Genomic DNA, 19,740 nt, shown 5'->3' on the forward strand with positions numbered 1-19,740 from the left:
CGGTGCGCGACACCTACGACTACTCGCTCCGCGAGTTGTAGCCGATCACGCTTGGCCGCGTCTTCGCCCACACCGTGCCCCGGTGAACCTCGAACCGGCACGCCAGCGCGGTCACGCTCACGCCCTGCGCGCGGGCTGTTCGCATAGCGTCCACTTCGGTGTCCGTGAGGCGTGTTCGAGGTCGTTTCTTTGGTTCCGCCGCCGCCCCGATCAACGGGTCATCGGCCCCGTCCTCGGGCTCGGCATCCTCGCGGATGCCTTGATTCCACGCGGAAACAAGCCGCTCAACCCGCTGTCGTCTGTTCCCGCAGCGTTCCATTGCGCCCACCCGAACGTCGTTGTTCAAACCAACGACATTTCCAGTTTGACCCCCAGATTCCCCGACCTGGCGTTGCCGCTCGGCGGCGGTGCGCTGCACGTCGAGGTCGAACAGGATGGTGAAGGCCTCACCGGGCCGACGTGAGCAGTACGAGGGAAAGTCTTGTCCCCGACCGATTGTCGGTGGTCTCTGGGAGGCTTGAGGTGTGAGTGATCCCAGCGTGTCAACTCCGGAGGACGGCAGCAGCCCTCTGCATCGTCGGGCGATCGGCGTGCCGCTGACCGGGGATATCGAGCTGGTCGAGCGGGTGTCGTCCCTCATCGACCAAGCTCGCGAGCAGGTTGCCTCCTATGCCAACGCGACCTTGACGATGACCTACTGGCAGATCGGATCGCTGATCGACACCGAGGTGCTGCGCGGCGAGAGGGCCGACTACGGGTCTCAGATTCTTGTGTCGCTGGCACACGAATTGACTGAGCGGTTCGGGCGAGGCTTCGACCGCCCGAACCTCAGCCGGATGGTCAAGTTCGCTCGTCAGTTCCCCGACTCTGAGATTGTTGCGTCGCTGGCACACAAATTGAGTTGGACGCACATCGTGGCTCTCTTGCCACTGAAGTCCGACGAAGCGCGGAAGTTCTACGCCAGCTATGTCGCCGCCGGTCGGCTCACGGTCAGGGAGCTCAAGAGCGCGATCGGGCGCAAGGCATACGAGCGTCGGGAGATCGCCGACTCACAGCTCGGTCCTGGGTCGATGGTCCCGGCCGATACCTTCAGCGACCCCTACCTGCTCGACTTCCTAGGCCTCCATGACGGCTACCTCGAAGCGGACCTGGAAGCGGCGATCCTGCGAGACCTGGAGGCATTCCTGCTGGAGGTCGGCACCGGCTTCACCTTCGTGGAGCGTCAGAAGCGGATGGTCATCGACGGCAAGGACTTCCACCTCGACCTGCTCCTGTACCACCGAGCGCTGAAGCGGCTGGTCGCCGTCGAACTGAAGATCGGCGAGTTCGATGCCAGGGACGAGGGCCAGATGAAGCTCTACTTGAAGTGGCTCAACCGGTGTGAACGTCAAGACGGCGAAGAAGCGCCGATCGGGCTGATTCTCTGCACCGCGGCCAGCCGCGAACAGGTCGAACTCCTGGAGATGCACAAGGACGGCATCGTCGTCGCGGAGTACTGGACCGCCCTGCCACCCAAGGAAGAACTCGAACAGCGGCTCCACACCATGCTCCGCAACGCCCGCGAACGCCTCACCCGGCGAGAACTGCCCTCCGTCGGAGACGACTGACAATGTGCATCGTCACCGATCCCGGAACTCGATTCGAGCAGTCGTCGCGTCCGCCTGATCTGCGGCATCCGGATCGCTCGTCGGCGTCGCCCTCAGACGGCGGGGAACGCGATCGGCTCGCCCCAATGAGAGAACCGCTGCTCGCCGATCGACGCCGTGTCTCCGAGCTCGGCCGTCGTGGAATAGGCGATCAGCGTGAAGTCCCGCGTGAGCCAGAGCTGCTGCCCCGACACCGTCACGCCCATGGCTCCACCGGGCCGTTTGCGACGACCAGCACGCCCTCGCGCCGGATGCCGTCGGCATCGTCGTGGCCGGAGTGCTCGTCCTGCACCGTCCACGTCTCCGTCGCTGCGATGACCTGCGCGCTCACCCGCAGATCGACGAGCGCCTGCAGCAGCGCGGCACCCGCGCCGAGCATGACTTTGTCGACGTCGTCGCCCTCGTGCCCGACTTCGGCGTCGAGCGGCGCGCCGTCGCCCGCAGTCTGCCAGATGTGGTCGCCGCGCACCTCGTAGACGGAGCCGTCCGTGTCCCTGCGCGCGGGCTACCGGTTGGCAGTGGTGGCCGAACCGAGGAACCGGAGCACCTCGGCGATCGCCGCGCGCTGGGCGACCGCCTGAGCGGCTCGATCGCCACCCAGGACGATGCCGCCGGTCCACTGCGCGTCGGTGGGCAGGTTCCCGAGCCGGATGAGGTGCCCGGCCCCCTCGTAGCCGACGTGCCGATCCGGCTTCGCACCCCGGCGGGCGACGATCGCGTCGGCCATCTCGCCCGACGGCCACACCGCGTCCACGCTGCCGGTGAGGAGCAGTAACGGCGCGTCGACGCGCTCCGCGGCCAGCTCCCCGACCGTGCCGTGGGCCAGGCCCGCCGCGTACGCGGCACGCAGGCGCAGCAGGGTGGGCCGATGCGCCGCCCGGTCGCGCCCGATGCGCCAGGCGTTGCGCACGAGCTGGCCCATCAGCTCGCCGCTGCGCACCGGACGCCAGGGCACCGGCACGCCCGCGTGAGTCCACGACGGGGTGTCGGGGATCTCGCCATCGCCGCCGATCGCCTGCCAGGACAGGCTGCTCGGGCTGATCAGCACGAGCCCGCGGCACGGAGCGTCCGAAGCCGCGGTCGTGGCGGCCAGCAGGCCCTCCGCCCCCCGCGAGATGCCCATCGCGACGATCCGACGAGCATCGACATCGGGATGATCGGCGAGCAGTCGGATGGCCGCGACGAACCGCTCCAGCGGTACCGACGCGATCGCGGTCGCGGCATCCGCCTCGCTGATCCACGATGCCGCGAGCGCAGCGAACCCGTGCGCGGCCAGCATCTCGGCGTTGCCGACCTGCGATTCGAACCCGCCCTCGGATCCCCCGAAGCAGGCCACCGCGGGCCAGCCGCCCGCGGGCGGTCGGCCCGCCGGGAGCACGAGCAGGCCGTCGAGGCCGACGGCTCCCCCGGTGCCCGTGGAACCGGCCGTGCCGGCCGGCGCGATGACGACCGGGACCCGTTGCGCGCCCGGAGCGCCCGCGACGCGTTCGACGGTCCGCCGGACCGTGACGCCGGAACCGGCACCGCCCGCCCCCACCCGGGCCTGGATCGTCACCTGCCACGGCCTCGCGGGCGGCACGAACATCTCGGGTGTGACCTCGGGCTCGGCGAACCGCATCGCGGTGATGGGCGCGTCGTCGGACGGATCGCTCCAATCGCCGGAGACCGGCGCGGTGACGCGCAGGTCGAGCACCCCGGAAGGCGGCGCGGTGAAGGCCGCGGTCGACCGCCAGGTGCGGCCGTACAGATCGTCGCCCTGGGTCATGAGCTGCACGTCGGCACCCGCCGGCAGACCCCGCAGCATCACCGGGAACGGCTCGTCGTGCCGGCTCACCGCGGGTGCATCGAGCGCCAGCCCGGGTGCGGTCAGGTCGGGCGGGGCGGCCCGCTGCGGCGCAGGCTGGGGCGTCTCCTCGGCCTCCCGCTGGTCGACGAGCGCCGAACGCTTCTCGAACCACGGCGGGAACAGACCCGACACGAGGCCCCCGATTGTCAGCAGCAGGTAGGGCAGCACCCAGTAGCACAGGATCGACAGCAGATCGCCGCTGTCGCGCAGCGTCGCCGCACCGTCGACGAACGGCGGGATCGCCGACAGGATCGCCATCCCCGCGAACACCCCGATCCAGAGCACCGTCATGTCGCGTGTGATCCTCGCGAAGCCGTCGGTGCGAGCGGTCCGTTCGTCGACGGATGCCGCGGCGTACTCCCGCACGAACGGCCTGCCGACGAGGAGTCCGCCCAGCGCCACCAGGAAGATCCCCACGTTCGACAGCGGTTGCATCCAGCGGGCGAGCACGTCGTCGTTGAGGACGAACGCGGCGATCGTGAGCAGCGCGAACACCGCGAGGCTGCCGACCTCCAGACTGCGCCAGGGCCGGTGGCGCAGCCGTCCGATCACCTGAACGGCCACGGCCACCGCGAGCACCAGCACGGAGACGAGGCGCAACGGCACATTGCCGATCAGCACCCAGTACAGGATCCACGGCAGGAAACCCAGGACGAACCCCATCAGATCCTCCACTCCAGGCGGGACGAGCCCAGCGGTTGGGTGCCCCGTACGTAGCCCGGGGACACGTCGGGCATGCGGATCAGGCTGGGCAGATACGTGATCTCGCCGTACGGCCCGTCGATCGTGGCCAGCGGCAGCGCGGCCCGGGCGACGACGTCGGCGAACGGACGGGCCCCGTCCAGCGCGCTGGCGTCGAGCAGCCCGATCTCCTGCGCCCACATGCACATGCGGGTCAGCGACACGCCGACCCGCCAGCTGCCCCCCTCGGTCGCCCGCCGGTGCAGCGCCGCGGCGATGCCGGCGGCACCGACGTAGGCCGCGAGGTAGTCGGCGAAGATCGCCTGGACCGGCATCATGGGCGCGTCGACCGCACCCTCGTCCTCCACGTAGCCGGAGACGGTCACCGCCATCATGTCGAAGCCGCGGAAGTTCGCCCACTCGCCCTCGTTGTCGAAGCAGCGCAGCTCGTGGGCGATGATCCCAGGTCTGCTCGCGGCGAGCGCGTGCGGCGAGATGCCCCGGCGCTCGAGGTCGAGATAGGAGCAGGTGACCACGTCGGCATCCTGCAGCAGCGCGAAGAACCGGCGCTTGTCGGCCTCGTCGTCGAGGTCGCAGTAGGCGGCGCGCTTGCCGATGTCGGTCTCCATCCGCCAGTTGGGATGGTCGGGATAGTCCACGCGCGACAGGTGCAGCACGTCGGCGCCGAACTCGGCGAGCGTGCGGGCCGTGACCGGCCCTCCGATGACGTGCGTCAGATCGAGCACGCGCAGTCCGGCCAACGGGGCCGCGAGCCCGTCGGGCAGCGGGACAGGATCCGCATCGCCGATGCGCTCGACCTCGACGATCGGCTTGCCCGCCAGCCGCCGTCCCACCGGATGCTCGCGCCACTCCGCCGCCGAGCGCACCACCCCGACGGCTCCCCCGACGTCGCGGATCGCCCGTTCGAGCGCCTCGGCATCCCATCCCATGGTGGCCGCCTCGGTCGCCGTGCGCGTGGGTGCGCATCGCAGCACGCTGTAGACGGCATCCTTCAGCCGCGGGTAGAACATCTCCAGCTTCACGAAGCGGCCGTCGCGAGTCGGATAGAACTCGCCGGTCACGGGGTCGTCGACGCCGTCGACGGGACCGTAGTCGGTGAACGGCACTTTCCGGCCGTTCTGGCGGAGGAACGCGATGCCATGATGCTGGTGGACCGCGCCCTCCACATCGACGGCCACGTCCTGCGGCGCACCGCCGCGCGCCACCCACAGCTCCCCCAGGGCGAGACCGAACGCGGCCTGCGCGGCGGCCATCAGCTCGCCGAACCGGTGCCGCGAGGCGAGCACCGGGTCTGCGCCGGTGATCGTCGCCGCTCCCGCGCACTCCCGCTCGGACAGCCCGATGGCGCTCATCATCATGTCCAGCGCCTGTTGCGTCGTGGGAGTGTCCACCGTGGCCACGTCGGCTCCGCTCTCCTCGGTCCCCGCCGCCCATTCTTGGCCGCATGCCTCTCAGTGCGCTTGAAGTGCCTGATCAAGCCCTCTTTCTGCTACGTTGAGCAGGTGCGATTCCGTGATCTCGGTGTGCTCACGATCAGCGCCGGCCGCTCCGATCGGACGCCCGGGGGCCGCCGTCCGGCATCCGTTCTCGCCGCTCTGCTCGTCGAGCTGAACCAGACCGTGCCCACCGCGCGGCTCATCGAGAGGGTCTGGGGCGGCCACCCGCCCTACCGGGCTCCCGCCGTGATCGAGTCGCACGTGTGGCGGCTGCGGCAGGTGCTGGAGCCGGCGCGGCCCGCGCACACCCCGCCGACGGTGCTCATCACCGACAGCGGCGGCTATCGCCTCGCCGTCGATCCCGACGACGTCGACTCGCGGCGGCTGGCGGCGGCGGTGGCGCAGGCCCGCACGGATCTCGCGGCGGGGCGGGCGCAGCCGGCGCTCGACGGTGCCGACGCGGCAGCCGCGCTGTGGCGGGGCACGCCGTACGCCGACGTCGTCGAGGAGTGGATCGAGCCGGTCCGCGACCGGCTCGCGGAGCTGTGGCTGTCACTACGCGAGGCGCGGGTGGCCGCGCTGCTGGAGACCGGACGCGCGGAGCAGGCGCTCGCCGAGGTGACGCCGCTGATCGCCGAGCAGCCCTACCGCGAGCAGCTCCGTGCGCAGCAGATGGTCGCCCTGTACCGCTGCGGCCGCCAGAGCGAGGCGCTGGATGCCTATCGGCAGGCCCGGATCGTGCTGCACGACGAGCTCGGCGTCGAGCCGGGGCCCCAGCTGCGCGAGACCGAGCACCGGGTGCTGACCCATGATCCGGCGCTCACTCTTCCGGCTCCGCCCGTCGCGACCGTCATGCCGCTGCGACTGTCGTCGTTCGTCGGCAGGGCGACCGAGCTGGCGGACGTGCAGGCGCGGCTGAGCGCACACCGCCTGGTCTCGATCGTGGGCGCGATGGGATGCGGCAAGACACGGCTGGCGATCGAGGCGGCCGCCCGCTCCACGTTCCCCGACGGAATGTGCTTCGTGGAGCTGGCCCCGGTCGGAACGCCCGAGGTGACCGCCGTCGCGAGCGCTGTCGCCTCCGCTCTTCGACTCGCCGCCCGTCCGGTCGCGGCTCTGGATACGGTCGCCGCGTATGTCGCCGAGCGGCGCATGCTGCTGGTGCTGGACAACTGCGAGCACCTGTCGGAGTCGGTCGCCGCCGCGGTCGAGGCGCTGCTGGCGGCGGCTCCAGGGCTGGTGGTGCTGACGACGAGCCGTGAACCGCTGGACGTCGACGGCGAGCAGATCGTCCGGATCGGGCCCTGGCCGCCGCCGTCGCCGGAGCTGTCCAGCGTGCTGAGCAACCCGGGTGCGCAGCTGTTCGCCGATCGTGTTCGGGTCTTCGATCCGGAGTTCGCGGTGGATGCCTCGACCGCCGCAGCGGTCGCCCGCATCTGTACGGCACTGGACGGGATCGCGCTCGGCATCGAGCTGGCTGCGGCGCGACTGCGGGCGTTCACCCTCGATGACACGGCGGACATGCTCTCCGACCGTCCCGCGGGCCTCGGCCGGTCGGGTCGCGGGCCGGCCCGCCACCGCACCCTGGCCGACGCGGTCGCGTGGAGTCACCGGCTGCTCAGGGACGACGAGCAGGTGCTGTACCGCCGACTGGGGGTGTTCCACGGCACGTTCTCGGCCGCCGCGGCGTCGGCCGTCTGCGGCGCCCCGCCGTTGCGCGTCGAGCTCGTCCCCGACCTGCTGGCCTCGCTGGTGCACCGGTCGCTGCTCGCGCCGGTGCCGCCGGCGGTCCCGGGCGGATCCACGCGGTTCGTGCAGCTCGTGCCCGTGCGCGCGCACGCGGCAGGCGAGCTGGCGGCGTCGGAAGAGGCCGACGCGGTGCACGCCGCGCGGAACGCCTGGTCGGCCGCGCTCGTGTCCGCCCGGCCGCGGATCGGGCTTCCGGCTCAGGATGCCTGGTACGACGCCCTGGAATCCGATCGCGATCAGGTCCGCTCGCTGCTGCGGGAGACTCTCGCTCCCGGCGTCGATCCGGCAGAGCTGGCGACGGGGGTCGCGGCGGTCGCCCGGCTGGTGTCGTTTTGGCACAACCGCTCCGGGATGGTGGAGGGGTTGAGCTGGCTGTCGTCGGCCGAGGAGCGGGTGGCGGACGACCGGGAGGCCGCAGCGGTGAGCGGCTTCGAACGTGCGCTGCTGAGCGCCGCCCACGGCGCCGCGCTCGGGTTCAATCAGCGGATGACCGAGGCGCACCCGTACATCGACGCCGCCCGCGCGGCCCTTGCCGACCCCGCCGCGGTTCCCGAAGACCTCCGACCCGACGCCGGCCAGGCGCTGGCCGAGCTGGCCGCGGCCGCCTGGGTGGGCGACGACCCCGGGTTGGCGGCCGACCTCGCGACCGAGGCCGCGGAGGTCGGCGCGGGCGACCCGGACGTCGTGCTCGCCGCCCGCGCGGTCGCCGCGGCCGCCGCCATCCTGGATCGGTCGGACGGCGGCGCCGACCAGGCCGAGGTCGTGCTGGCCGACGCGACGTCGGCCGGGAACGCGTTCGCGGCGTTCTTCGCCTCGATGGCGCTCGGCGTCGAGTCCCTGTTCACCGGTCAGCCGTTGGCAGGCCTGCAGCGTTCCGAGGAGTCTCTGCGCCACTACCTCGCCATGGGCGGACGCGAGGCCGGCGATCTGTGGGAGCTGCGGGGGAACCACCACGCCCCGGCGGGTCAGTTCGCCGACGCGGCCCGCTGCTACGGGGCATCCGCCGCGTGCAGTCGCCGGTCGGGCATGCCCTGGCCGCGGCATCCGCACACGACCGACCTGCTCGCCCTCACCCGTTCCCGGCTCGACCCGGCCGTGTTCGATCGGGCCTGGGCCGAGGGGCAGCGATCGGCGGTTCCGCTCCGCGGCGCGGAGTGACCGGCGGGTCCCGGTGAGCGAAGCGAACCCCGCCGGCCCACCATCGCCTTGTGCAGCACGGGACCGCGCCCAGCCGCGGACCGTCCCGTGCTGTCGTAGAACCCGACCGGCCGCGACGAACCTCGGAGTCGTGCGCGAACTTCGGAGGATTCAGCCGAAATCCTCCGAACTTCGCGCGACTCTCCGAAGTTCGTGGGGCCCGACGCTCGCGATGCGCGACGCGGGTCGTGTGGAGCCCCAGCTCCAGTGAACCCGCGGTCTGTCCGGAGCTCCCCCGCTCCGGACAGACCCAGGCTCGGTTCCCCAGTCCCCAGTTCGTCCGGCTCCCCAGCCCAGACCCCAGTTCCCCAGTCACCCCAGTTCGTCCATGGCCCCCCAGCCCCGGACCCCCAGTCTTCACTTCATCCGCGGCTCCCCAGCCCCCGGATCTTCCCCAGTTCGTCCGCGACTCCCCAGTCCCGGACCTCGGCTTCGAGATCCCCATCTCTCGCTGCCAGAAACAGCATCGCTCGCCGACCACAACGATCCCTTCGGGGACCACGAAGACCGACGCAGGGTTTCCTCAAGGCTCCCTCAATCCCGTGCCCGGCATCCTGAGACAGCGCTGCCGGCCCGAGGCCTATGGTCGAGAACGGGCCAGGGCGCAAGCGACCGTCAGCGATCCCCGGAGCCGCCGGCCGCCGCGACGATGCCCTCCAGCGCGGCGCGCAGCCGGTCGCGCTCCGGCCCGCGCGCACCGAACAGCCGGTCATCGACCTCGGCCACGATCCGCACCGCCCTGCTCACGAGCTCCGCACCGGCATCCGTCGTGCGCACCGCCTTCGCCCGCCCGTCCTGCGCGTGGGCGACCCGATCGACCAGCCCGCGGCGGTGCAGCTCGGACAGGATCTTCGAGGTCATCATCCGATCGACGCCGGACAGCTCGGCGACCTGCTGCTGAGTGGGCGCGTCGTGCCGGCGGCCGAGATGGTTGGCGGACGCGAGCAGGGTGAACTGGGTGTGCGTGAGACCCAGCGGACGCAATCCGTTGTCGAGCTCGCGCTGCCACGCGAGAGCGGCGTGGTACAGCCAGAACCCCGGACTGGCCCGCGGGCCCCGCGGTGCGGTCGGCCCCGCGGGCGACCCGGAAGACCCGGACGGCCCGGACGATGCGGCCGACGCAGATCGCCGATCAGCCACGACGCAGCGCCTCGGCCTCGAGCGCGCGGAAGGTATCGGGCATCGCCTTGCGCACGCGGGGCCCGAAGTAGCAGCGGAAGGCGAGGCTCATGGGTCCGCTCACCTCGTAGAGCTTGGTGACGCGCGTGCGGCCGGGGCCGTCGGCGACCAGCGTGTGCTCGAACGTCAGCGTCCCGCCGGGAAGAGCAGACGCGATCGTCCACCGCTCCCCCGGGGCGACCTCGGTCACCGTCATCTCCGCCTGAGGGATGCCGCGCTGCCTGGAGCGGATCGTGCTGCCCGCCGCGAACGGGCCGGTCAGCTCGGTGCGCTGCTCTCTGGGGTCCCAGCTCGGGAACGAGTCGGGGTCCGACCAGACCGACCAGTCAAGAGGAATTCGTGCAGATATGCACATGCTACAGTATGAGCATGAAGACGGAGCGACTGCAGGTGCTGATCGACGCCGCTCAGCGAGACCGACTGGAGCAGACCGCGTCGGCGCGCGGGGTGTCCGTGGCCTCGCTCGTGCGCACTGCGATCGACGTCGTGTATCCGCCTCTGGCGACCGAGCGCATGCGCGCTGCCGCCGCCATCCTCGCCGCCGACGAGATGGACACACCCTCCGTGGGCGAGATCGCACGCGAGCTCGACGACCTGCGCGGGCGCCGCGCATGATCGTGCTGGACACGACCGTGCTGGTCTACGCGGTCGGCTCGGATCACGCACTGCGCGAACCGTGTCGCACGCTCGTCCACGCGATCGGTGACGGCCGCGTCCGCGCCACGACCACGGTCGAGGTGCTCCAGGAGTTCGCCCACGTGCGGGCGCGCCGCCGAGGACGAGCCGACGCGGCCGCGCTCGCCGGCCGGTTCGCCACACTGCTCGCACCCCTCCTGTCCCCCGGCGCCGAGGACGTGACGGCCGGACTGCGCCTGTTCCGCGAGTCCGACCGGCTCGGCGCATTCGACGCCGTCCTGGCCGCCGCGGTGCTCCGGCGGGAGCACCTGACCGGGCTCGTCTCCGCCGACCGTGCGTTCGCCGACATCCCGGAGCTTGCGCATCTGGACCCCGCATCGCACCGTTTCCTCGTCGAGCTCGGTCTGTCGAAGGACGCCTGAGCGCGAGGGGCGATCGGCAGGGGCGGATGCCACGAAACGTCACAGACGAGCCGGACGTCGTGGCGGGGGCTAGCGTGGAACGGGCGCACGCCCCGGACAGGAGCACGTCATGGCCACACCACGCGCGGCGACCGCCGGAGGGCTGCGCCGCAGCCTCAAGCTCCGGCACCTGATCGGCAACGGCCTGGTCTTCATCGGACCGGCCGCCCCGGTCGGCATCTTCGGCCCGATCTACGCGAAGAGCGACGGCGCCGTCGTGACGGTGTACATCGTCGCGACCATCGTGATGGGCCTGACCGCGGTCTCCTACGCGCAGATGTCGCGCGCGGTGCCGGCCGCCGGCTCGGTCTACTCCTATGCCACCGAGGGCATGGGTCGGGGTCCTGGCTTCGTCGCGGGCTGGATGGTGCTGCTGGACTACCTGCTGATCCCGAGCGTCGCGTTCCTGTTCACGGGCCTGGCGATGCACTCCTTCCTCCCCGACGTGCCCGCCTGGCTCTTCACCGCCGTCGCCGTCGTGGTCACCACGGCGCTCAATCTCGCGGGCGGGCGCAGCCTCGCCCGCGCCGCCATGATCGTCGTCATCGCCGAGGTTGCCGTGCTCGCGATCGTGCTGGTGGCCGCGATCGCCGCTCTCGCGGCGGGCGGCGCTCAGCAGGCCCCCCTGGCCCCGCTGGTCGGAGTCGGCGGTTTCTCGCTCGTCGCGGTGCTGGGCGCCGTCTCCGTCGCGGCGATGGCGTTCCTCGGCTTCGACGCCATCGCGACCTTCGCGGAGGAGGCCTCGGGCAGCGGCCGCATGGTCGGCAAGGCGATGCTGGCGTGCCTCGCGATCGCGGGCGTGCTGTTCCTGTTCCAGAGCTGGGTCGTCGAGCTCGTCACGGTGCCCACGCCGGCAGAGCTCGCCGCCGACCCGGAGGCGCAGGGCACCGCGTTCTACGACGCCATCCGCGCACAGGTCGCTCCGTGGCTGGCGACCCTGCTCGGCATCGCGAAGGCGCTCGGGGCGAGCTTCGCCGGCATGATGGGCCTGGCCGCAGGCAGCCGCGTCATCATGACGATGTCGCGCGAGCGCCGCTTCCCGGCCGTCTTCGGCCGCGTGTCACGAAGCGGCACATCGCCGGCTCTCGCGACAGTGCTGGTGACCGCGATCACCCTCGCCCTCGCGGTGTGGGCGGCGATCGAGCCGAACGGGCTCGACCTGCTCTCCTCCACGGTGTCGATCGGCGCGATGTGCGCGTTCGTGCTGCTGCACGCCTCGGTCATCGGCTACTTCCTCGTGCGCGGGCGCAGCCGGAACTACCTCGTGCACCTGGTCGTGCCGGTGCTGGCGATGCTCTTCTTCGCCGTCGTGATCGTCTTCGCCAACTCGAGCGCGCTGACCGTCGGGGCGGTCTGGCTCGTCGTGGGCGTCGTCGTGGCGGTCCTGCAGGGTGCGCGGTCGCGGCGATCGGGTCAGGCTCCGTCGTAGTCGGGGTCGGGCTCGGCGAGCGCCTGGATGACCCCCAGGAAGCCCAGCGCGGCCAGATCCCAGTCCGTCGTCCCGCCGTCGATCGCAGGTCCGGGCAGCATCCCGCCGACCAGCTCCGGGCTCACGACGTTGCGCTGCACGAGCCCCTCCACCACCGCGGCACCGGCAGCGGCGAGATGCCGCGTGGTGACGCCCGGACGCAGCCGGTAGTGGAGCACCGGCAGCAGCTCCCGGTAGAAGTCGGCCATGCGGTCGAGGAACTCGTTCTCGGCCCGCTGCAGTGCCGTCTTGATGCGCTCGCGGGCGCCCTCGTCGGAGATCCCGGGGAGTGTGGCGAGGATCGCCATATAAGTGCGCCAGCCGACCGAGCCCAGGAGAGCGGTGAAGTTGCGGTGCGCGCCGACGCGAACCATCTCGCGCATCAGGCGCTCCCGGCCCTCCGCGGTGGCCAGCAGCTCCGGATGCTGGCGGATCACCAGTCCGGAGACGCGAATCGTCTCCGGATCATAGGCCGCCCCGACACCGCCCTCGGGCTGGACGAGTTCTTCGAGCAGGCGCGCGAAGAAGCGGTCCTTGCTCGTCCACACGCGGTAGAACGAGGTCTTGGGCACATCGGCCAGTTCGAGCAGCTCATCGAGGCGAAGGTGCTCCAGGCTGACCGTCAATCCGGTCTGCTGGATCTGCTCTTTCGCGGTGTCCAGGAGCCTCCGCTCGATCTCCGACTTGGAGAGACGCTGCGGCCCACGGGGTGCTCCGGTCCAGGAGCTGCTCACCATGATCCGTCCACGGCATCCGATCCTACCGTGAAGATGAGAAACTCCTCACTTTGGGACTTGACGTTCCAAGTTCACAACCGATACGATCAATCAATCCTCCAATCGCAGAGGTTGACGCGGGCCCTCCGAATACTGGGACCGGAGATATGGTCCGCATAGGCGAGCGAAATGCTGGGGACACGTATGGTGCAGGTGGCTGAGGCGTGGGGACGCCACGTCACGACGAAGGCGCACCGGCGGGCAGTAGAGCGGCGAAGGGCCCCAATCGAACTCCTGGGGACCCTTCGCCGCTCCTGACCCTCGCCACGGTCAGAGGAGCACGTCCTCCCCGGCGGCGGTGCGGACCGTGAGACGGAACGCGGGCGTCTCGCCCGGCACGATCTGCGCGAGCGCGCCAGCGGGAAGCCCCAGAGCGTCCAGGGCCACCCTGGCGGCCACCGGGTCGGGTTCCACGCGCTCGAACGACACGAGCTCGATGGCAGGCAGGTCGCCGAACCCCGGATGGGCGGTCTGGCCCCAGTCGATGAGGAACGGCAGGTCGCGTCGCGACTCATGGCCCTTCGTCAGCCGCCACTCCAGCAGGGCGCCGTCGGGCGTGCGCCGCGAGAGGCGAACGACCGGCCCCGGGTCATGGCCCGCTGCGGTCGCGCGCGCGACGACGGCGTCGATGTCGTCGGGGTGCACCGAGTACGTGCACACGACCGGCGCAGCCAACCCGGCGATGCCGAAGGTCGTCGGCGCCGCGGCCGCCTGCGGATCGGGACCGATGAGCTCAAGATAGTGGCGACCACGTCGTCCGCCGACGGTGAAGGCCACGAGCGCATTCGCCGTGCCGGTCGGGTGCGTGCCGCCGGGAGCGGCGACCACGCCGGTGCGCTGGGCGAACCAGTCGACGAGGGCGTCCAGCTGCGGCCCCGCGATGACCACGTGGTCGAGCGCGGCCGGGACGCTCACGATGTCGCCCTCCGCCGCGCGGGGATCTCCGGCTCGCCGAGTGAGAGCATCAGCCGGTTGGCCCAGTTGAAGAACGCCGCGCCGCCGATCACGTCGACGATCTCGCCGTCGTCGAGGCCCGCGTCGCGCAGCCGCGCCACGTGCTCCGGTCCGAAGTCCGGCGGGGTCGTCGTGAGGGCGACGGATGCCGCCACCACGGCGTTCCAGCGCTCGTCGCCGAGGTCGGCTCCGACCCCGTCGTCTAGGAGTCGCTGCACGTCGTCCCGTCGCCCCGACTCGCGGGTCGCGGCGGCCGAATGCACCGACGCGCAGAACACGCAGCCGTTCACGCGAGAGGCCGCCGTGGCCGCCAGCTCGCGCTCGGCGCGACCGATGCCGTCAGCGGTGTTGAAGAAGATGTCGAGGTCGGTGAGGGTGCGCGCGTGCAGCGCCTCGGCGTCGCGCACGAGCAGCCGGAAGTACGGGCTCTTGATGCGGAACTCGTCGATGAGCGCCGCACGCTGCGCATCGGTCAGCTCCTCCTCCGCGACCGGCTCCAGCCACGGCACCCAGCCCAGGCCCTCCTGTGTGAACCGGTCGGGCCGGTGCAGCTCGGGGTACTCCGCCACGGTCATCGGGTCCTCCCCTCTCCGTCGCGGCCGGCGGGCGCGGCGCCGAGCACGCGCAGCCCCCACGCCGTGCGCAGCTGGAACGACAGGAAGGCCACGAGCTGCGACAGCGTGACGATGTCGTCCGCGCTCCAGCCCGCTGCCACGAGTGCGGCCAGAGCACCGGGGCTCGACTCCCGAGGCCGGTACACGAGCAGCTGGGCGTGCGCGAGCGCTGCGCTCAGCCGCTCGCCGAGCAGGGCCGCGAGCGCGGCATCCGGCGTCCACGCGTCGCCGGCGACGCTCTCGGCGACAAGGCCCGGCTCCCGGTACCTTCCGTACGGACCGGTCCGTTCGCCGTCCCCGGCCGCCCGCGCCACCGCCTCGACCAGCTCGGGGGCCTCGTCCGCGAGCAGGTCGCGGTAGAACTCCGCGCCGAGTCCGTGCAGCTGGGCCACGAACGCCGCCACCGCGTACCGCTGCGCGAGCGGGAACGACCCGGGATCGGCGGGCTCCAGGAGCACCTCGAAGCTGCGCTGCGCGTTCTCGCGCGCCTGCGACCGTCGCGCACGCACGGCGTCGAGCGATCCGCCCGGCGCGACGTGAGCGAGCAGGTCGATGATGTCGGCGCGGGGTCGCGTCGCGGCGGGTGAGGGGGCTTTCATGGGTGTCCTTCCGTGCGATGGCCCGCGTGCAGTTCCGCGGCGGTGTCGGGCCCGATGCGCCAGCCCAGCCGCGGAGCGACCTCGGTGGCCAGCAGCTCGAGCGAGCGCATGGTGATCTCGTGCGGCGGGTCGACCGAGTGCACCTGGAGGGCGACGTCGGTCGCGTGCGCGAGGGTCTCGTCGGCACCGAGCGAGGCGACGACCTCGTCGGCCGTGCCCACGTGGGTGTCGGTCAGGCGCAGCAGCTCGTCGAGTCCGAGCCCGGAGACGTCGAGCTTGAGGAAGCGCCCGGCGAGATCGCGCAGTCCCGCCTCGGCCTGTGCGAGCACGCGGGTGCGGTTGTCGGCATCCACGACGACCGCCGTACGGGAGGCGAGGATGCGCGGCGGCCCCGATGTGCCGAGGGCCGCCAGATAGCTCTCGATCACCGGGCGCTGCACGTCCCACAGCGGCGCATCCGGCCGACCCTGCGGCCGTGGCTGGGTGCGCGAGAGGAGCAGTCCGTCTCCGCGCTCGCCCGCGCGCGCCGCCCCTTCGGGCGAGAACGTCGCCTGCCACAGGCGACGCTCCAGACCGTTCGCGAACGGGTAGAGCGTCTCCGGCGTGCCGCGCAGGCCGCGGCCGGAGAAGGCGTCGACGAGTACCTGGAGGTGGTCGGCGAAGACCTCCCGGCGCTCCTCGAACGTGCGCCCGAACGCCGCGAACGACGACGGCGTTCCGCCGGTTCCGACGCCCAGCTGCACCCGGCCGCCGCTGAGCGCGTCGAGCACCGCGGCATCCTCCGCCACGCGGACGGCGTCCTCGAGCGGCAGCGTCACGATGCCGGTCGCCAGCGCGATCCGGGTCGTGCGCTGCGCCGCCGCCGCGAGGAGGATCAGCGGCGAGGGCAGCCCGCCCTCCTGCTCGTGGAAGTGGTGCTGGGCGACCCACGCGGAGGCGAACCCGACCCGTTCGGCCTGGTCGATCTGCTCCAGCGCGAACCGGTACCGGTCTGCCGGAGAGGCCCGCTCGAGCAGGCGGGTGAACAAGCCCACGCGTGGACCGGTCATCGGTCTGGTCCTTCCGTCGAACGGGCGCCGCGGAACGCGGCCCCGGGGATCGCCGCGAGCAGCCGGCGCGTGTAGTCATGCTGCGGCTCGTCGAACACGCGTCGGGTCGGACCGAGCTCCACCTGTTCGCCGCGCCGGAGCACCGAGACCGTGTCGGCGATCTGCCGGACGACGGCGAGGTCGTGCGAGATGAACACGTACGTCAGTCCGAGCTCGGTCTGAAGCCGCGACAGCAGGCGCAGGATCTGCGCCTGCACCGTGACATCGAGCGCCGAGACCGCCTCGTCGAGCACGACCAGGCGGGGCTCGAGGATGAGAGCGCGCGCGATCGCCACGCGCTGGCGCTGCCCGCCGGAGAGCTCGCGGGGCTTGCGCGCGCCCAGCTCCGGGGCGAGCGAGACGAGCTCGAGGAAGTGCGCGGCCCGCTCGTGGCGGTCCTTCGCGTCGCCGATCCCGAAGTTGCGCAGCGGCTCCTCGACGATCGACGCGACGCTCTGGCGCGGATCGAGCGACCCGTACGGGTTCTGATAGACCAGCTGCGCGGTGCGGCGGAACTCGCGCGCCGAGCGGAGCGCCGTCACATCCACCCCGTCGACGCGGATCTCCCCCGCCGTCGGCCGCCCGAAGCCAGCGACGGCACGCCCGGTCGTGGTCTTCCCCGAGCCGGACTCGCCCACGAGGGCGTGGGTCGTGCCCGCCGCCACCGTGAACGAGACATCGTCCACCGCGACGAAGGGGGCAAGGCCCCTTCCGCGCGAGAACTCCTGGCGGAGCCCGGCGACCTCCACGAGCGGGCGAGAGCCTGCGACGGCCTGGCGCGGCAGCATCCGCTCGACGACACGGCCGAGCGAGGGGGCATCGGCCAGGAGCGTACGCGTGTACTCGGATGCCGGTGCGGACAGCACGGCCGTCGTGCGGCCCTGCTCCTGCACCTGTCCGCCCCGCATGACGACGAGGCTCTGCGAACGATCGGATGCCACGGCCAGGTCGTGCGTGATGAACAGCACGCCGGTGCCGAGCTCGGTGCGCAGGCGGTCGAGGAGGTCGAGCACGCGCTTTTGCACCGTGACGTCGAGGGCACTGGTGGGCTCGTCGGCGATCACCAGCTCGGGCTCGAGAGCGAGAGCTGCGGCGATGAGCACGCGCTGGCGCATGCCGCCGCTGAGCTCGTGCGGGTACTGGCGGGCGCGCAGCTCGGGCTCGTCGATGTCGACGCGCTCGAGCAGGTCGAGCACGCGTGCACGGATCTTCGCCCGGTCGCGCCAGCCGTGCACGCGCAGGCTCTCGGCCACCGACGCGCCGATCGTGGTCACCGGGTTGAGCGAGTTGCCCGGGTCCTGCGGGACGAGCCCGATGCGCCGGCCGCGGAGGTCCCGCATGCGGCGGTCGCTCAGCCCGGTCAGCTCCGTCTCGCCGAGGCGGATGCTGCCGCCGGTGACCCGGCCGTTGCCCGCCAGCAACCCGATCACGGACTGCGCGACCGTGGTCTTGCCCGATCCGGACTCGCCCACGAGGGCGGTAACCTCGCCGGGTCGCACCTCGAAGCTCACCCCGTCGACCGCCCGCACGGCGCCGCGGCGGGTCTGATAGGCCACGCGCAGGTCGTCGACGCGCAGCAGCGGGGAGGCGGCGCTCATCGTCCCTCACCCCCGCGGATGGCCTGACTGAGCCGGTTGGTGGCGAGCACCACGAACACCACGACGAGCCCCGGGAGCACCGTGAGCCACCACGCGGTGGCGACGTAGTTGCGGCCCTCCGCGATCAGCAGACCCCACTCCGGGGTGGGCGGCGGGGCGCCGTAGCCGAGGAAGCCGAGCGTGGAGATCTGCAGGATCGCCGAACCGAACTGCAGTGCGGCCAGCGCGATCACGGGGGTGAGAGAGTTGGGCAGCACGTGCCGCCACAGCACGCTCAGGAACGTGCCGCCGCTGCCGTACGCGGCCTCGACGTACTCGCTCGCGCGCACGCCCACCACCTGCGAGCGCGCGAGCCGGGCGAACACGGCGATCGAGGTGATGCCCACCGCCAGCGCCGCCGTCCAGGTGCCGAAGCCGAGGAGGATCACGACGGTGAGCGAGAGGAGCAGCGTGGGGATGGCGAGCATGACGTCGATGACCCGCATCAGCACGTCGTCGACGACGCCCGCGCGCGCGCCGGCGACGACCCCGATGAGCGTGCCGACCACGAAGCCCACGAGCACCGCGATGAGCGCGGCGCTGATCGACTGCGACGCCCCGTACACGACACGGGTGTAGAGGTCACGGCCGGTGGCATCCGTCCCGAACAGGTGCTCGGCGCTGGGCGCCTGCAGCGCCGTCATGGCCGTGCCCTCGGTCGGGTCGCCGGGCGCGAACAGCGCGGGCGCGACCGCCCATGCCAGCGCGACGAGGATCACGACCGCCGACAGGACGACCCCGACCGAGAGCCGGCGCGGGCTGCGGCGTACGTCCGTCAGCACGGATGCGGTCACGGCGGTCATGCGCGTGCTCCCTTGCGCAGCCGGGCATCGAGGACCGGGTAGAGGAGGTCGACCACGAGGTTGATGACGACGAACGTGACCGCCGACAGCACGACGACCGCCAGCAGCACGGGGGTGTCGCGGTTGGCGACCGCCTGCGCGGTCAGCTGGCCGATGCCGGCACGGCCGAACACCGACTCGGTGACCACCGCGCCGCCGACGAGCTCGCCGAACAGGAGCCCCGCCATCGTCAGGGTCGGAAGCAGCGCGTTGCGCGAGACGTTGCGCCACAGCAGCCACGACGTGCTCGCCCCGCGCGCTTTGACGACCGACACGAACGGCTGCGCCTTCACGTCGTCGATGCTGCGGGTGAGCACCTGGGCCAGGGGCGCGGCGATCGGCACCGCGATCGTGAGCACCGGCAGGATCAGCGCCTGCGCGGGCGTCGCGCCGATGAGGGGCACGAGCCCGAGCTGGAAGGAGAAGATCTGGATCAGGATGATCCCCAGCCAGAACACCGGCACCGACACGAACAGCGGCGGGATGCCGCGGAACACGCGGCGCAGGACCGGGTGGCCGCCATAGGTCGCGGTGAACGCGACGGTCACCGCGACCACGACCGCCACGACGATGCCCAGCACCGCCAGCAGAAGCGTCGACGGCAGCGCGGTCGCGACGAGCGTGGCCACAGACGCACCGGATTGCACGGAGTAGCCGAAGTCGCCGCGCACGAATCCCGCCGTCGTGTCGAGGAACCGCGTCAGCGGCGGCCGGTCCGCCCCGTACGCCGCCCTGATCTCCTCGAGCTGCTGCGGCGTCAGGCCCAGCTCGGGGCTGCCGTAGCGGGCCAGCACCGCGTCGCCGGGCAGTACGCCCAGGAGCAGATAGGCGACAGTGTAGGCGAGCACGAGCACGATCGCGGCCTGGCCGAGTCGGCGCAGCACGTAGGTCATGTCCATCCTTCACGCAG

Annotated in this window: 20 protein-coding genes; 6 read left to right on the forward strand and 14 right to left on the reverse strand. The window is 71.8% G+C overall.

Translation table 11 applies throughout. The annotated features are described in order from the left end of the window. Window positions 1-82: 82 nt before the first annotated feature. Together QM641_RS03545 and QM641_RS03550 are read left to right on the forward strand one after the other, a co-directional pair. Entirely contained in the window at window positions 83-463 is a 381-nt protein-coding gene (locus QM641_RS03545) for a hypothetical protein (protein ID WP_415113507.1), read from the forward strand. 61 nt (window positions 464-524) lie between these two features. After that, window positions 525-1,607 carry a PDDEXK nuclease domain-containing protein gene (locus QM641_RS03550; protein WP_415113509.1) on the forward strand — a complete coding sequence of 361 codons (1,083 nt, stop codon included), beginning with the start codon at window positions 525-527 and terminating at the stop codon, window positions 1,605-1,607. Window positions 1,608-1,699: 92 nt separating this feature from the next. Here QM641_RS03550 and QM641_RS03555 read toward each other — a convergent pair whose 3' ends face one another. The 4 genes from QM641_RS03555 to QM641_RS03570 are packed head-to-tail and all read right to left on the reverse strand — an operon-like array spanning window position 1,700 to window position 5,594. Beyond that, on the reverse strand, window positions 1,700-1,852 hold the full coding sequence (locus tag QM641_RS03555) for a hypothetical protein (protein ID WP_415113511.1): 153 nt from the start codon (window positions 1,850-1,852) through the stop codon (window positions 1,700-1,702). Continuing rightward, entirely contained in the window at window positions 1,843-2,115 is a 273-nt protein-coding gene (locus QM641_RS03560; RefSeq protein WP_415113513.1) for a hypothetical protein, read from the reverse strand. Before QM641_RS03560 ends, QM641_RS03555 begins: the two co-directional genes overlap by 10 nt. A gap of 36 nt (window positions 2,116-2,151) precedes the next feature. Continuing rightward, complete coding sequence (locus QM641_RS03565) at window positions 2,152-4,155, reverse strand: acyl-CoA thioesterase/bile acid-CoA:amino acid N-acyltransferase family protein (protein ID WP_415113515.1); 2,004 nt, start codon at window positions 4,153-4,155, stop codon at window positions 2,152-2,154. Further along, on the reverse strand, window positions 4,155-5,594 hold the full coding sequence (locus QM641_RS03570; protein WP_415113517.1) for a CoA transferase: 1,440 nt from the start codon (window positions 5,592-5,594) through the stop codon (window positions 4,155-4,157). The genes QM641_RS03565 and QM641_RS03570 overlap by 1 nt, the downstream gene beginning before the upstream one ends. Window positions 5,595-5,696: 102 nt before the next feature. Between QM641_RS03570 and QM641_RS03575 the strand changes: the two genes are divergently transcribed. After that, the gene (locus QM641_RS03575; protein WP_415113519.1) at window positions 5,697-8,537 is read left to right on the forward strand and encodes a BTAD domain-containing putative transcriptional regulator; all 2,841 of its coding nucleotides are present in this window, start codon (window positions 5,697-5,699) and stop codon (window positions 8,535-8,537) included. Window positions 8,538-9,191: 654 nt separating this feature from the next. Here QM641_RS03575 and QM641_RS03580 read toward each other — a convergent pair. After that, window positions 9,192-9,716, reverse strand: a complete 525-nt coding sequence (locus tag QM641_RS03580) for a MarR family winged helix-turn-helix transcriptional regulator (RefSeq protein WP_415113521.1) — start codon at window positions 9,714-9,716, stop codon at window positions 9,192-9,194. Then, a complete protein-coding gene (locus tag QM641_RS03585) occupies window positions 9,709-10,110 on the reverse strand; it encodes an SRPBCC family protein (RefSeq protein WP_415113523.1) in 402 nt (133 codons plus the stop codon). The genes QM641_RS03580 and QM641_RS03585 overlap by 8 nt, the downstream gene beginning before the upstream one ends. Window positions 10,111-10,124: 14 nt before the next feature. Between QM641_RS03585 and QM641_RS03590 the strand changes: the two genes are divergently transcribed. From QM641_RS03590 to QM641_RS03600, 3 genes are all read left to right on the forward strand, one after another. Further along, window positions 10,125-10,370, forward strand: a complete 246-nt coding sequence (locus QM641_RS03590) for a hypothetical protein (RefSeq protein WP_415113525.1) — start codon at window positions 10,125-10,127, stop codon at window positions 10,368-10,370. Then, window positions 10,367-10,813: a type II toxin-antitoxin system VapC family toxin gene (locus tag QM641_RS03595; RefSeq protein WP_415113527.1), complete on the forward strand. Its 447-nt coding sequence runs from the start codon at window positions 10,367-10,369 to the stop codon at window positions 10,811-10,813. The genes QM641_RS03590 and QM641_RS03595 overlap by 4 nt, the downstream gene beginning before the upstream one ends. Before the next feature lie 109 nt (window positions 10,814-10,922). After that, a complete protein-coding gene (locus tag QM641_RS03600) occupies window positions 10,923-12,281 on the forward strand; it encodes an APC family permease (RefSeq protein WP_415113529.1) in 1,359 nt (452 codons plus the stop codon). Here the strand turns inward: QM641_RS03600 and QM641_RS03605 are convergent. The 8 genes from QM641_RS03605 to QM641_RS03640 all read right to left on the reverse strand — a co-directional run bounded on the left by QM641_RS03605 (window position 12,266) and on the right by QM641_RS03640 (window position 19,723). Beyond that, entirely contained in the window at window positions 12,266-13,054 is a 789-nt protein-coding gene (locus QM641_RS03605) for a hypothetical protein (protein WP_415113531.1), read from the reverse strand. The genes QM641_RS03600 and QM641_RS03605 overlap by 16 nt on opposite strands. 312 nt (window positions 13,055-13,366) lie before the next feature. Beyond that, window positions 13,367-14,011, reverse strand: a complete 645-nt coding sequence (locus QM641_RS03610; RefSeq protein ID WP_415113533.1) for a VOC family protein — start codon at window positions 14,009-14,011, stop codon at window positions 13,367-13,369. After that, window positions 14,008-14,625 (reverse strand): alkylhydroperoxidase domain protein, encoded by a 618-nt coding sequence (locus tag QM641_RS03615; RefSeq protein ID WP_415113535.1) that lies wholly within the window; start codon window positions 14,623-14,625, stop codon window positions 14,008-14,010. Before QM641_RS03615 ends, QM641_RS03610 begins: the two co-directional genes overlap by 4 nt. Next, window positions 14,622-15,263, reverse strand: a complete 642-nt coding sequence (locus tag QM641_RS03620) for a CMD domain protein (protein WP_415113536.1) — start codon at window positions 15,261-15,263, stop codon at window positions 14,622-14,624. The genes QM641_RS03615 and QM641_RS03620 overlap by 4 nt, the downstream gene beginning before the upstream one ends. Next, a complete protein-coding gene (locus QM641_RS03625) occupies window positions 15,260-16,312 on the reverse strand; it encodes a putative FMN-dependent luciferase-like monooxygenase (protein ID WP_415113538.1) in 1,053 nt (350 codons plus the stop codon). Before QM641_RS03625 ends, QM641_RS03620 begins: the two co-directional genes overlap by 4 nt. Next, window positions 16,309-17,949: a dipeptide ABC transporter ATP-binding protein gene (locus QM641_RS03630; protein WP_415113540.1), complete on the reverse strand. Its 1,641-nt coding sequence runs from the start codon at window positions 17,947-17,949 to the stop codon at window positions 16,309-16,311. Before QM641_RS03630 ends, QM641_RS03625 begins: the two co-directional genes overlap by 4 nt. After that, entirely contained in the window at window positions 17,946-18,791 is an 846-nt protein-coding gene (locus QM641_RS03635) for an ABC transporter permease (RefSeq protein ID WP_415113542.1), read from the reverse strand. The genes QM641_RS03630 and QM641_RS03635 overlap by 4 nt, the downstream gene beginning before the upstream one ends. After that, entirely contained in the window at window positions 18,788-19,723 is a 936-nt protein-coding gene (locus QM641_RS03640; protein ID WP_415113544.1) for an ABC transporter permease, read from the reverse strand. The genes QM641_RS03635 and QM641_RS03640 overlap by 4 nt, the downstream gene beginning before the upstream one ends. Window positions 19,724-19,740 lie beyond the last annotated feature (17 nt).

Origin of the sequence: Microbacterium sp. (assembly GCF_047605725.1) — a bacterium.
In the GTDB taxonomy this organism is placed as follows: Bacteria; Actinomycetota; Actinomycetes; order Actinomycetales; family Microbacteriaceae; genus Microbacterium.